This window comes from Pseudomonas chlororaphis subsp. aurantiaca, assembly GCF_013466605.1.
Taxonomy (GTDB): Bacteria; Pseudomonadota; Gammaproteobacteria; order Pseudomonadales; family Pseudomonadaceae; genus Aquipseudomonas; species Aquipseudomonas chlororaphis_I.
Map to the genome: position 1 here is coordinate 104,909 of NZ_CP059162.1, position 13,614 is coordinate 118,522.

General features: G+C 63.4%; 11 protein-coding genes. 2 read left to right on the forward strand and 9 right to left on the reverse strand.

The window, feature by feature from the left end; genetic code table 11:
* Positions 1-391 precede the first annotated feature (391 nt).
* Both gltP and H0I86_RS00515 read left to right on the forward strand, forming a co-directional pair.
* Entirely contained in the window at positions 392-1,723 is a 1,332-nt protein-coding gene (gene gltP, locus H0I86_RS00510; RefSeq protein ID WP_007924276.1) for a glutamate/aspartate:proton symporter GltP, read from the forward strand.
* 206 nt (positions 1,724-1,929) lie between these two features.
* On the forward strand, positions 1,930-3,159 hold the full coding sequence (locus H0I86_RS00515) for a spore maturation protein (RefSeq protein ID WP_009046290.1): 1,230 nt from the start codon (positions 1,930-1,932) through the stop codon (positions 3,157-3,159).
* A gap of 84 nt (positions 3,160-3,243) precedes the next feature.
* Here H0I86_RS00515 and H0I86_RS00520 read toward each other — a convergent pair whose 3' ends face one another.
* The 9 genes from H0I86_RS00520 to H0I86_RS00560 form a co-directional block, all read right to left on the reverse strand.
* On the reverse strand, positions 3,244-3,876 hold the full coding sequence (locus H0I86_RS00520) for an ABC-type transport auxiliary lipoprotein family protein (RefSeq protein WP_180923474.1): 633 nt from the start codon (positions 3,874-3,876) through the stop codon (positions 3,244-3,246).
* Positions 3,873-4,811, reverse strand: coding sequence for an MlaD family protein (locus H0I86_RS00525; RefSeq protein ID WP_180923475.1), 939 nt, complete (start codon positions 4,809-4,811; stop codon positions 3,873-3,875). Before H0I86_RS00525 ends, H0I86_RS00520 begins: the two co-directional genes overlap by 4 nt.
* 1 nt (position 4,812) lies before the next feature.
* The gene (locus H0I86_RS00530; RefSeq protein WP_081363083.1) at positions 4,813-5,616 is read right to left on the reverse strand and encodes an ABC transporter ATP-binding protein; all 804 of its coding nucleotides are present in this window, start codon (positions 5,614-5,616) and stop codon (positions 4,813-4,815) included.
* Positions 5,613-6,761, reverse strand: a complete 1,149-nt coding sequence (locus H0I86_RS00535) for an ABC transporter permease (RefSeq protein WP_180923476.1) — start codon at positions 6,759-6,761, stop codon at positions 5,613-5,615. Before H0I86_RS00535 ends, H0I86_RS00530 begins: the two co-directional genes overlap by 4 nt.
* Positions 6,762-6,830: 69 nt before the next feature.
* The gene (locus tag H0I86_RS00540; protein ID WP_180923477.1) at positions 6,831-7,862 is read right to left on the reverse strand and encodes a DUF5924 family protein; all 1,032 of its coding nucleotides are present in this window, start codon (positions 7,860-7,862) and stop codon (positions 6,831-6,833) included.
* Between the two features lie 62 nt (positions 7,863-7,924).
* Positions 7,925-9,310, reverse strand: coding sequence for a M16 family metallopeptidase (locus H0I86_RS00545; RefSeq protein ID WP_180923478.1), 1,386 nt, complete (start codon positions 9,308-9,310; stop codon positions 7,925-7,927).
* A gap of 56 nt (positions 9,311-9,366) precedes the next feature.
* A complete protein-coding gene (locus H0I86_RS00550; RefSeq protein ID WP_180923479.1) occupies positions 9,367-11,025 on the reverse strand; it encodes a Na/Pi cotransporter family protein in 1,659 nt (552 codons plus the stop codon).
* 215 nt (positions 11,026-11,240) lie between these two features.
* The gene (locus H0I86_RS00555; protein WP_009046297.1) at positions 11,241-12,008 is read right to left on the reverse strand and encodes a TerC family protein; all 768 of its coding nucleotides are present in this window, start codon (positions 12,006-12,008) and stop codon (positions 11,241-11,243) included.
* Between the two features lie 87 nt (positions 12,009-12,095).
* The gene (locus tag H0I86_RS00560; RefSeq protein WP_180923480.1) at positions 12,096-13,403 is read right to left on the reverse strand and encodes a CitMHS family transporter; all 1,308 of its coding nucleotides are present in this window, start codon (positions 13,401-13,403) and stop codon (positions 12,096-12,098) included.
* Positions 13,404-13,614: the final 211 nt, after the last annotated feature.

A 13,614-nucleotide genomic window follows, 5' to 3' on the forward strand; every position in this document is an offset into this window, starting at 1 on the left:
AGAAACTTTTGGCTTTTTCCAGATGAGATTTCTGGTTCTAACGTAAGAACTTTCCCTTCTTTCAAGGGTCATTCCGAGCCCGCCCAAAAGCGCTGAATGCCGCCTGAAATGGCCGTTTCACGGTAGATGGCCAGGCCGAAATGTCGCATTCGAACCGGTTGGGACGCCCGTTTCGTTTAGAAAAACTCATGCCGATTCGACATAGGGTAGGCGTTTACGGCATTAGACGCGCCCCCCTTGCGTCGGAATAGTTGCGCCTTTTTTCGCCTGCAGAGAGCCGTAAATGCTCGCTCGGGGTGACCTTATACGGGGGCCGATGCACAGACTTTTCCGCCATTGAGCGTTCCAGTTCGCGCATCAGCCCGAGTCCAACTGAAGTAAGGGTAATGATATGAAGAAGGCAAAACTAAGCCTCGCCTGGCAGATCCTCATCGGTCTGGTGCTGGGGATTGCAATTGGTGCGCTGCTCAACCATTTCAGTGCCGAAAAAGCCTGGTGGATCAGCAACGTCCTGCAACCTGCGGGCGATATCTTTATCCGCTTGATCAAGATGATCGTGATCCCGATCGTGATCTCCTCGCTGATCGTCGGTATCGCCGGCGTGGGCGATGCGAAGAAACTCGGGCGTATCGGCCTGAAGACCATCATCTACTTCGAAATCGTCACCACCATCGCGATCCTGGTCGGCCTGGTGCTGGCCAACGTGTTCCACCCGGGCGCCGGCATCGACATGAGCACCCTGGGTACCGTGGATATTTCCAAGTACCAGGCGACCGCCGCCGAGGTACAGCATGAACACGCGTTCATCGAAACCATCCTCAACCTGATCCCATCGAACATCTTCGCGGCCATGGCCCGCGGCGAGATGCTGCCGATCATCTTCTTCTCGGTGCTGTTCGGCCTCGGTCTGTCGAGCCTGCAGGCCGACCTGCGCGAGCCGCTGGTGAAGATGTTCCAGGGCGTCTCGGAAAGCATGTTCAAAGTCACCCACATGATCATGAACTACGCCCCGATCGGCGTATTCGCCCTGATCGCGGTGACCGTGGCCAACTTCGGTTTCGCCTCCCTGCTGCCGCTGGCCAAGCTGGTGATCCTGGTTTACGTGGCCATCGCTTTCTTCGCCTTCGTGGTCCTGGGCCTGATCGCTCGCCTGTTCGGCTTCTCGGTGATCAAGCTGATGCGCATCTTCAAGGATGAGCTGGTGCTGGCCTACTCCACCGCCAGCTCGGAAACCGTGCTGCCGCGGGTGATCGAGAAGATGGAAGCCTACGGTGCGCCGAAAGCCATCTGCAGCTTCGTGGTGCCGACCGGTTACTCATTCAACCTCGACGGTTCGACCCTGTACCAGAGCATCGCGGCGATCTTCATCGCCCAGCTGTACGGCATCGACCTGTCGATCAGCCAGCAACTGCTGCTGGTCCTGACCCTGATGGTCACCTCCAAAGGCATCGCCGGCGTGCCGGGCGTGTCCTTCGTGGTCCTGCTGGCGACCCTGGGCAGCGTGGGCATTCCGCTGGAAGGCCTGGCCTTCATCGCCGGTGTCGACCGCATCATGGACATGGCCCGTACTGCCCTGAACGTGATCGGCAACGCCCTGGCGGTACTGGTCATCGCTCGTTGGGAAGGCATGTACGACGACGCCAAGGGCCAGCGCTACTGGAACTCCTTGCCGCACTGGCGCAGCAAGGAGCCGCTGCCGGCTGGTGAAGTCACCAAAGGCTGATACCTGTAGCCGCTGCCGAAGGCTGCGATAAGTTCCGAAGGAACTTCGCGATCCGGACCGCGGCGCCTCCTGCGCAGGCGAGCGCAGCCTGCGGCAGCGGCTACCAATGTTCTGCTCTGTCATCATCGACAAACCCCGGTCAATCCGGGGTTTGTCGTTTCTGTCCGCCCCGCTATCATTCGCCGCATCTTCTGGGGGAATAACTGATGCTCAATGGCCTGTGGCTTGGCTTCTTCATCGTGGCGGCCGTTTCAGCGCTGGCGCAGTGGCTGGTTGGCGGTAACGCCGGGATCTTCTCGGCGATGGTGGAAAGCATCTTCGCCATGGCCAAGCTGTCGGTGGAAGTGATGGTGCTGCTGTTCGGCACCCTGACCCTGTGGCTGGGCTTTTTGCGGATCGCCGAAAAGGCCGGGATCGTCGACTGGCTGGCCAAGGCCCTGGGCCCGCTGTTCACTCGCCTGATGCCGGACGTGCCGCCAGGGCACCCGGCCATCGGCCTGATCACCCTGAACTTCGCGGCCAACGGCCTGGGGCTGGACAACGCCGCCACGCCGATCGGCCTCAAGGCCATGCGCGCCCTGCAGGACCTCAACCCCAGCGAGACCACGGCGAGCAACGCGCAGATCCTGTTCCTGGTGCTGAACGCCTCGTCCCTGACCCTGCTGCCGGTGACCATCTTCATGTACCGCGCCCAGCAGGGCGCCGCCGACCCGACCCTGGTGTTCCTGCCGATCCTGCTGGCCACCAGCGCCTCGACCCTGGTCGGCCTGCTGTCGGTCGCGGTGATGCAGCGCCTGCGCCTGTGGGACCCGGTGGTACTGGCCTACCTGATTCCCGGCGCCCTGGCCCTGGGCGGCTTCATGGCCCTGCTGGCTACCCTGTCGGCCACCGCGCTGGCGTCGCTGTCCTCGATCCTGGGCAACCTGACGTTGTTCGGCCTGATCATGCTGTTCCTGGTGATTGGCGCGTTACGCAAGGTCAAGGTCTACGAGGCCTTCGTCGAGGGCGCCAAGGAAGGTTTCGACGTCGCCAAGAACCTGCTGCCGTATCTGGTGGCCATGCTCTGCGCGGTAGGCGTATTGCGTGCCTCCGGCGCCCTGGACTTCGGCCTGGACGGCATTCGGCATCTGGTTGAATGGGCTGGCTGGGACACGCGTTTCGTCGATGCCCTGCCGACGGCTCTGGTCAAGCCATTCTCTGGCAGTGCCGCGCGGGCGATGCTGATCGAAACCATGCAGACCCAAGGCGTGGACAGTTTTCCGGCGCTGGCCGCGGCGACTATCCAGGGCAGTACCGAGACCACCTTCTACGTGCTGGCGGTGTACTTCGGTTCGGTCGGCATCCAGCGCGCGCGCCATGCCGTCGGCTGCGCCCTGCTGGCCGAGCTGGCCGGCGTGGTGGCGGCGATTGCGGTGTGCTACTGGTTCTTCGGTTAAGGCGCGGATCGATTCGCGGCCAGGCCCTGCTCCTGCGAGGACGATAAAAATCCCTAGGAGCGAGGCCTGCCCTCGATCAGGCCGTCAGCGCCTGACCAGCTGGCTGCCCTGCTTCACCGTCCACTCCACCACCTGCCGGTTCAGGGCATCCCCCGCCTGGCCAAATCCGGCGACCACCGCCGGCACCTTGGTGTCGCTCAGCGGCTGGCGCACTTCGAAGCGCTGGCTGGCCAGGATCTTCTGGTCGTAGCCGCGCACCAGGCGCGCATCCAGGCGGATCACCACCGCCACGGCCTTGCCCTGGTATTCGCTCTGGAATGCCTGCAGGTTGCCGCCCAGTTCGAGATCGGTCTGCACATCGCTGTCGTCGGTGCCCAGCAGTTGCACCCGACCGTCGGCGAGGAATCCGTCCAGCAGCCGATTGCGCAGCAGCACCGGCGCCGGATCGCTCCAGCGCGCGTCCTTGTAGCTGCTGATCACATCGCCCTGGGGGATCACAGCGATTCTCGCGCTGTTCAAGGCGTCGCTCGCCAGGGGTTTGGTCAGGCGCAGGGACCAGGGCTGTGCGTGGCCCTGAGGCTGGGCTGCGGCGCCCTGGGCCGTGGGCAGGCGATAGATATCCACCGGGTCGGCCTGGGGCAGGATCGAGCAGGCGCCGCTCAAGGCGAAGCCGGCGGCCAGGGCCAGCCGGCCGAATGGGCGATAGGCACGCTTCATGGCGTGAACTCCTTGTTCTTGTCACTGCCCAGCAGGTAGCCGCTGGGGTTGGCTTCCAGGCGACGCGAAATGGCCCGCAGCGAGCTCAGGGTGTCGCGCAGCTCGCGCACCGCCGGCGCCAGGCCATTGAGGCCCTGGATGCCGTTGTTCAGCGAGTCCTGGTTGTCGGTCAGCAGTTTGTTGATGGTGGCGCTGCTCTGTTGCAGCGATTGCATGGCCAGCTCGGCGCTGCCGAACATCTGCTTGCCCTGCTCGTTGAGCAGGCCGTTGGCGTTGCGCATCAGCGCGGTGGTCTGTTCCAGGGTGGCGCTGGCCTGCTTGCCGATGGACGCCAGTTGCTGCATGGCCAGGCGCACGTCGCCGCGCTGTTCGGCGATGGCCCCGGTGGTCTGTTCCAGGTGTTCGAGGGTGTTGCCGATACGCTCGACGTTCTCTGGCGAGAACATGCCGTTGGCGTTGTGCAGCAGCAGGTTGACGCTGGTCATCAGGTCTTCGCTGTTGTTCAGCAGGCGGGCGATCGGCGATGGCGAAGCGACGATCACCGGCAGTTTGCCGTCCTTGCCCAGAAGCGGCTGGCTTTGTGGAGTACCGCCACTGAGCTGGATGATCGAAGTCCCGGTGATGCCGGTCAGGGTCAGTTTGGCCTGGGTGTCTTCCTTGATCGGGGTTTCGCCGCTCAGGCGGATCCGCGCCAGGACCCGGCGCGGATCGTTCGGGTCCAGGCGCAGGCTGACCACATCGCCGACCTTGATCCCGCTGTACTGCACGGCGCTGCCTTTGGACAGGCCGCTGACGGCCTCGTTGAAGATGATCTCGTAGTCCTTGAACTCCGTGTCGACGCTGGACTTGGCCAGCCACAGGCCGAACAGCAGGGCGCCGACCACCACAATCACGGTGAACAGGCCGATCAGTACATGATGGGCTCGGGTTTCCATGTCATACCTCGTTGAGCTGTGTAGCGGCCTGATACGCCGCGCGGCCGCGAGGGCCATGGAAGTACTCGTGAATCCAGGCGTCGTCGGTCTCGGCGACCTGGTCGATGGCATCCGCCACCAGCACCTTTTTCTGCGCCAGCACCGCCACCCGGTCGGTGATGGTGTACAGCGTATCCAGATCGTGGGTGACCAGGAACACGCTCAGGCCCAGGGCGTCACGCAGGGTCAGGATCAATTGGTCGAACGCCGCGGCACCGATCGGGTCGAGGCCGGCGGTGGGTTCGTCGAGAAACAGGATGTCCGGGTCCAGGGCCAGCGCCCGGGCCAGGGCGGCGCGCTTGATCATGCCGCCGGACAGCGAGGCCGGGTATTTGTCGGCCGCCGACAGCGGCAACCCGGCCAGCGCCAGCTTCACCGCCGCCAGGTGCTCGGCGTCGGCGCGGCTCAGGCCGGCGTGCTCGATCAGCGGCAGGGCGACGTTTTCGGTCACGGTCAGCGACGAGAACAGCGCGCCCTTCTGGAACAGCACGCCGAAGCGCCGTTCGATCAGCGAGCGCTCATGTTCCGCCAGGCTCGGCAGGTTCTGGCCGAACACCCGCACCGAACCTTCGCTGGGCTGGCGCAGGCCGATGATGCTGCGCAGCAGCACCGACTTGCCGCTGCCCGAACCGCCGACCACGGCGAGGATCTCGCCCTTGTACAGGTCCAGGTCGAGGTTTTCGTGCACGCTCTGCGGGCCGAAGCGATTGCACAGGCCGCGGACTTCGATCACCGCCTCGCTGGGCGGACGCACTGAACGGTTCACCAGCCCATCTCCATGAAGAACAGCGCGGCGACGGCATCGAGGACGATCACCACGAAGATCGATTGCACCACGCTGGAGGTGGTGTGGGCCCCCACCGACTCGGCGCTGCCGCTGACCTTGAAGCCTTCCAGGCAGCCGATGGCGGCGATCAGGAAGGCGAAGATCGGCGCCTTGACCATGCCCACCAGGAAGTGCTGCACGCCGATGTCCGATTGCAGCAAGGCAAGGAACATCGCTGGCGAGATATCCAGCGACAGCGCACAGACCACCCCGCCGCCGACAATCCCCGAGAGCATCGCCAGGAAGGTCAGCATCGGCAGCGCCACCAGCAGCGCCAGGACCCGCGGCAGCACCAGCAATTCCATCGGGTCCAGGCCCAGGGTGCGGATGGCGTCGATTTCTTCGTTGGCTTTCATCGAGCCGATTTGCGCGGTAAAGGCGCTCGCGGTCCGGCCGGCCATGAGGATCGCAGTAAGCAGCACGCCGAATTCGCGCAGGAAGGAGAACGCCACCAGGTCCACGGTAAAGATGCTGGCGCCGAAACTCTGCAGCACCGTGGCGCCGAGGAAGGCCACCACGGCGCCCACCAGAAAGGTCAGCAGGGCGACGATGGGCGCGGCGTCGAGACCGGTCTGCTCGATATGCGCGACCATCGGCGTGATGCGCCAGCGCTTGGGATGCAGCAGGCCACGGACCAGGGTTTCCAGGATCAGGCCGACGAAACCCAGCAGCTTCAGGCTGTCCTGCCAGATGGCATCGACCGCCTTGCCGATCCGGGTCAGCAACAGGATGCCGACCGATACTTCCGGTTCCTTGAGCGGCACGCAGAAGTCGCTCAGCGAGCAGTAGACGGTCTGCAGCAGCGCGCGGTCGGCCGAAGACAGGGTGCAGTCGGGGTGCTCGGTGGACTTGCCGAGACGCTCGGAGCCCAGCAGCTCGACCAACAGCGAGGCGCCCGCGGTATCCAGGGCGCCGAGGCCGTTGAGGTCGATGTGGGTGCTGGTGTCGTATTGTCCGGTGAGCTTTTCGCAGAGGTGCTTGAGCTCGGTGTAATGGACGAGCGTCCAGTCCCCCGTGACTCGCAACCGCGAGGGGGAACTCGACGTATCCAGTTGGGCACTGCCGGCCGTCGTGCTCTGGGTCATAAGCTCCGTGCTTGTATGGTTTTTACGCAGTGCTACGTAATACCACGATCGAGACGACTTTGCCTTGTACTAAGGTGCTGAGTTTTGTCCGTTGGTGCCGGTGATCTTGAAGCGCAGCACGCCGATCACCTGCCCGTCTTCGGTCAGCACCCGGACCTGCCAGCTGCCGGTCGGATCGCCAGGGAAATTCTGCTTGTGCGACCAGGCGCGGTAGCCCTCCTTGCGCCCGCCGTGGATGTCCAGGGCCACCCGGTCGACCTCTTTGCCGTTGAATTGCCAGACGTGATAAATGCGCTCGTCCAGCCCGCGCGGCGCATTGATCGCGGTGTAGGCATACAGCCCGGCGCTGCGCACGTCGTTGGCGCTGACTTCCTTGAGGCTGGCGCCGGGGGTGCGGTCCTGCAACTGGGTGCTGATGGCTTCCTCGGCGATCCACAAGGTCGCCGGCGGAACCCAGGAGCGCAGCAGCCAGCCGGTGCCGCCGATGGCCAGGGTCATGCCCAGCAGCATCAGCGCGCCGCGCAGGTTGCGGATCGGGAAGATCGATGCAAGGCTGGGGAACGACAGCAGCATGGCGATGCCCAGGGCCAGCTTGAAGCTTTGCGCGGTGGTCAGGTGCAGGATGATCGGCAGCGCGGTCAGCAACGCGGCGAACAGTGTCAGGGTGTGCAGGGCGAGGAACAGCCAGCGCCGCGGGGCCAGCCATTTGTAGTACAGCGGGTCGATGATCGAGACCAGCGCCGAGGCGCCCAGCAGGCCGGTGAATACCAGCTGTCCGCTGTTCCAGGCGGTGGTGATGAAGAAGAACGGCAGGACGAAAAACAGACTTTCCTGGTGAATCATCTGCGTTGCATAACGCAGCAGCGGCTGGGGGATTTCCCGCTTGAAGATCTTGGTGAACAGCTGGGTCAGGCTGTTTTCCAGCATCAGCCAGATCCAGCTCACCAGCATGATCACGGCGATCCAGGTGGCCAGGCCCTGTTGGCGGTCCACCAGGATGAAACTGCCGACACCGGAAATGAAACCGCCGAGCGCAATGACCCCTGGGTAGCGCTTCATCAGTTCCAGGATGCGCTGCATGTAATGAGTCAGGTTTGGCATTCGGCGATTCACACTAGAAAAAATCCCCGACAGAATAACGGTTTAGCATGACAAATGACGCATCAGCCACGGATTCGTTTGCGATAAGCGCGCCAGCCGAACAGCGCCAAAATGATCAATAGCAATGCGCCGAGGAGCAGCCCGCTCAAGGCCGCGTAGCTCAGCAGCGGTTTTTCGATCCGCAGGTAGCCGGGCTGCTCCAGCAGCTTGCGCATGGCCTGGTTGGCCTGCTTCAGGCTGACGGCTTTCAGGCGCTTGGCCGGGTCGCTGAAATGTCCGTCTGCGTAGTCGCTCAAGGCGCCCCAGTAGTAATCCGCCAGGGCGCTGTTGCCCTGCACCGTCCAGGCCTGGCGAGCAATGGCGGCCTGTTGCAGGCGGGCGAAGGTGGCCGGCTCCAGGCCGTCCTTGAGCAGTTGCGCCTTGAGCTCATCGATCGCTTGCCGGGCCTGGGGCACGTCCGCGCGCTCCAGGTCGGCATTCAGGCTGAGAAAGCCGACGCCGCCAAACACCTCGCGCTCGCTGTTCGGTCCGTAGGACAGCTCGTGTTGCAGGCGCAGCTTTTGGTAGAGCGCCCAGTCCAGGTAATCCTTGAGCAGGTCGAAGGTTTCATCGTGCTGCCGGTCGAGGGTCGGCTCGGGGAACAGCCAGTGCAGCTTGGCGCTGTCGCCGACCCAGCCGTGGATCAGGCTGCGCTCGGCGGCGGCCGTTTGTTGAATGTCCGGCAGGCCCTGGTGCTCGCTGGGCTCCACCGGTTCCAGCGCGCCGTAGCTGCGCTCCAGGTAGGCCGGCAACAGGCGGTCAAGGTCGCCGACGACGATCAGGGTCATGTTGTTCGGCGCGTACCAGTCCTTGCGCAGTTGCTCCAGCTGTTGCAGGGTCAGTTGGTCGACCTCGGCCCGTTCGGCGCACTTCAGGCCCAGCTCCACCGCCAGCTGGTTGCTGGCGGTGTGGCCGAGGTCCTGGTGGTCCAGCCAGCGTTGCAGGTGCGAGTAGTGCCCGCCGTCCTCGCGTTCGACCACCCGTTTCGCCGTTTGCAGTGCGTTGTCGTCGAGTTCGGTGCGGGTCAAGAGGGCCAGTAGCAGGTCCAGTACCTTGCGCTGGTTTTTCGCCGGGGCCTCGATGACGAACGTGGTGTCGGCATTGCTGGTGTAGGCGTTCCACTCGCCGCCCAGGGCTTGCATGCGCTCCTCCAGCCCGCCCTCGCCGCTGGCGTCGATGCCGCTGAACAGCAGGTGTTCGAGCAGGTGCGGCAGCTCCTTGTCGGCGCAGCCGAAGTCGTCCAGCCCTACCCCGACCACCAGGCGAATCGCCACGTGGCCGCGCTCGCTGCCCGGCTTGAGCAGCAACTGCAGGCCGTTGGGCAGCATGTAGCCCTCGACCTGGAAGCGATCCAGGGCAAACGAGTGGGCTGATCCGAGCAGCAGACAGGCGAATAACAGGCAACGCATAACAGGCTTCCTTACGACGGGCGTAAGTTCTACAGACTTCGAGTAACTGTGGACGTTCAGGGTGAATGGGTGATGTCAGCCATATCGTCCACGGCGAGCGCGCCGGTTTCGGAGGAACCCAGCACCACGTAGGCGCTGCCGCAGAACAGTGAATTCAAGCGTTTCATATCGGCGATCAGCTCCAGGTGCAGCGAACTGGTCTCGATGCTCTGGACGATTTTACGTTGCAGGCGGCTGACATGGGCATGGGCCAGGCGACGTTCCTGAGCGCGAAAGCGGCGTTTTTCCCGCAGCAGCTGCCGGGCGCTTTCCGGATCGGCGCTAAGAAACACCGAAAGCCCGAGGTGCAGGTTGGCGGTCAGCTGTTCATGCAGGCCGGCCAGTTCTTCGAGGCCGACTTCGGAAAACGAGCGACGTTGCGCGGTCTTCTGCTGCTGGACCTTGCGCAGCATGCGTTCGATCAGGTCGCTGGCCAGTTTCAGGTTGATCGCCAATTCGATGATTTCGGCCCAGCGCCGGCTGTCCTGTTCGCCCAGGTCTTCCCGGGGCATCTGCGCCAGATAGAGCTTGATCGCGTTATAGAGCACTTCGACGTCGTCGTTGAGGTTGCGCATTTCCTGGGTGATCGCGGTCTGCTTGCCGTGCAGCACATCGCGCACGGCTTCGAGCATGTTATCGATCAGGTCACCGATGCGCAGGGTTTCCCGCGCCGCGTTGGCCAGGGCCAGGCTGGGGGTGGCCAGGGCGGTCGGGTCGAGGTGGCGAGGCTTGGCCCGGCCGTTGGTTTCCGGGCGCTCCGGCAGCAACCAGGCGCAGACCTTGGCCATCGGCCCGACCGTCGGCAGCAGCACCAGGCAACGCAGGGTGTTGTAGAGCAGGTGGAAACCGATCACCACCTCTTGCGGGCTGAAGTCCAGGCTGTCCATCCACTGGGCGAGCGGGTCGAGCACCGGAATGATCAGCAGCAGGCCGATCAGCTTGTACAACAGGCTGCCCAGCGCCACCTGGCGGCCGGCGGCGTTCTGCATGTTGGTGCTGAGAAAGGCCAGCACCCCGCTGCCGATGTTGGCGCCGATCACCAGGCCGATGGCCACCGGCAGGCTGATCACGCCGGCCCCGGCCAGGGTCGCGGTGAGCAGCACGGCGGCCAGGCTGGAGTAGGAAATCATGGCGAACAGCGCACCCATCAGGGCATCGAGCAGGATGTCGCCGGTCAGCGAGGCGAACAGGACTTTCACGCCCTGGGCATGGGTGATGGGCGCGGCAGCTTCGACGATCAGTTGCAGCGCCAGGATGATCAGCCCCAGGCCGATCCCTACCCGCCCGAGCTGGCCGGCGCGGGTCTGTTTGCGCGACAGGAAGAAGATCACCCCGAGAAAGATCAGCAGCGGCGACAGCCAGGACAGGTCGAAGGTCAGCACCCGGGCCATCAGCGCGGTACCGACGTCGGCGCCGAGCATGGTCGCCAGGGCGGGTGTCAGGGCCATCAGCCCCTGGCCGACGAACGAGGTGACCAGCATCGCCGTGGCGTTGCTGCTCTGGACCATGGCGGTGACCAGGATCCCGGCGATGAAGGCCAGCGGACGCTTGGCCATGTTCTGGCCGATGAGGTGACGCAGGTTCGAGCCATAGACCCGCAGGATGCCGGTGCGGACGATATGCGTGCCCCAGATCAGCAAGGCCACGGCGGACAGCAAATTGAGCAGGGTGAGCATAACGGCCCCCTGTGGTGAATAGCGCCCCAGAGGGGCAAGTTAACGGTGCCGCGCGTCGTTCTACGTTCTGTACTTAAGCTGTAGTTGGCTAACGGTCTGTGCGCCAGCATCGCATAGCTGATGCGGCGATTGAAACAAAACTGTCATGAAAAAAGCGGCTTTTCGCAGGCGTGAAAAAGGGGCTCGAAAGCCCCTTTTTCTGCTGCGCTCTCGGGTTATTGACCCGGGATGTCCTTGCGCAGTTTCACCGGGTCCTGCTGCTTTTTCTTTTTCGCGATGGCAGTGCGCATCTTGATGTTGATCGCCTCCACCGCCAGCGAGAAGGCCATGGCGAAGTAGACGTAGCCTTTTGGTACGTGCACTTCGAACGCCTCGGCGATCAGTACGGTACCGACCACCAGCAGGAACGACAGCGCCAGCATCTTCAGCGAGGGGTGCTTGTCGATGAACTCACTGATGGTGCCGGAAGCCAGCATCATCACCAGCACCGCGACGATGATCGCCGCGACCATGACCGGTACATGGGAGACCATGCCGACGGCGGTGATCACCGAGTCCAGGGAGAACACGATGTCGATGATCGCGATCTGGATGATGGTGTAGAGGAAGTTGCCGCCCTTGCCGCTTGGTTCTTCCGCGGTTTCGTCCTCGCCTTCCAGGGCGTGGTACATCTCCTGGGAACTCTTCCAGAGCAGGAACAGGCCACCGAAGAACAGGATCAGGTCACGCCCGGAAATACCCTGGCCGAAGACCACGAACAGGTCGGCGGTCAGGCGCATGACCCAGGTGATCGACAGCAGCAGGAGGATCCGCGTGATCATGGCCAGCGCCAGGCCGAAAATCCGGGTCCGTGCCTGCATGTGCTTGGGCATGCGGCTGACCAGGATCGAGATCATGATGATGTTGTCGATACCCAGGACGATTTCCAGGGCGGTCAGGGTAAAGAAGGCAACCCAGATTTCCGGGTTGGTCAGCCATTCCATGTGTATTCCTTTGAGCGAGTGTTGTACCGCGCCAGTCGAGATTTCAGAGAGCGAAGTCTAGTGGCCGACGCGGTGAGTCATTGCTTTTTATAGAGTGCTGAACAGCGGAAAGATCCCCATCAGCAAGGCGGCGAACATTATGCACAGGCAAACCAGTACTGCCCACTTGAGGGTGAAGCGCTGGTGATCGCCGAACTCGATACCGGCCAGGGCCACCAGCAGGTAGGTGGATGGTACCAGCGGGCTGAGCAAGTGGACGGGTTGGCCGACGATCGAGGCACGTGCCATTTCCACCGCGGTGATGCCGTAGTGACTGGCGGCCTCGGCGAGAACGGGCAACACGCCGTAATAGAAGGCATCGTTGGACATGAAGAAGGTGAACGGCATGCTCACCAGCGCGGTGATCACCGCCAGGTACGGGCCCAGTGCATCCGGGATCACGGCCAGCAGGCTCTTCGACATGGCGTCGACCATGCCGGTACCGGACAGGATGCCGGTGAAGATACCGGCGGCGAAGATCAGCCCGACCACCGCCAGTACGCTGCCAGCGTGGGCCGCGACGCGGTCCTTCTGCTGTTGCAGGCATGGGTAGTTGACGATCATTGCGATACTGAAGGCCACCATGAACAGCACTGGCAGCGGCAACAGGCCGGCGATCAGTGCGCACATCAGGGCGAAGGTCAGGGCGCCGTTGAACCAGATCAGCTTCGGACGGCGGGCGTCCGGGAATTGCGAAACGCTGATTTCGCTGTGGTCGATCTCGTCGCCCTGCAGGTGCAGTTCACCCAGGCGCGCACGTTCGCGCTTGCCGTACATATAGGCGATCGCCAGGATCGCCACCACGCCGGCCAGCATTGCCGGGATCATCGGCACGAAGATGTCCGACGGGTCGACATGCAGCGCACTGGCGGCACGGGCGGTCGGGCCACCCCAGGGGGTCATGTTCATCACGCCACCGGCCAGGATGATCAGGCCGGCCATGATCCGCGGGCTCATGCCGATGCGGCTGTACAGCGGCAGCATGGCCGCCACGCAGATCATGTAGGTGGTGGCGCCGTCGCCGTCCAGGGACACCACCAACGCGAGCACGGCGGTACCGACCGAGACCTTGAGCGGGTCACCCTTGACCAGCTTGAGGATCTTGCGCACGGCCGGGTCGAACAGGCCGGAGTCGATCATCAGGGCGAAATACAGGATGGCGAACATCAGCATCACGCCGGTCGGTGCCAGCTTGGTGATGCCTTCGAGCATCATCGGGCCGATCTTCGGGGCGAAGCCGCCGAACAGCGCGAACAGGATAGGAATGATGATCAGGGCGATCAGCGCGGACAGGCGCTTGGTCATGATCAGGAACATGAAGGTGATGACCATGGCGAAGCCAAGGAAAGTCAGCATGGGAATACTCCAGGCGTAGCGCGGCTAGGGAATGGCGAACCGGTTGGGGTCAGCGCAGAACGGGAAGCGCGGGACGTGGAGGAAGCGGGGCGAAAAGGCGGGTACGAACGGACATCAGAATCACCATTGTTGTTAATTGGGCCTGGAGGCGTGAAAACGCCCATTGGCCAACCGGTCTGTTGCCGGCAGTGGTGGCGATCCTAATCGCGGA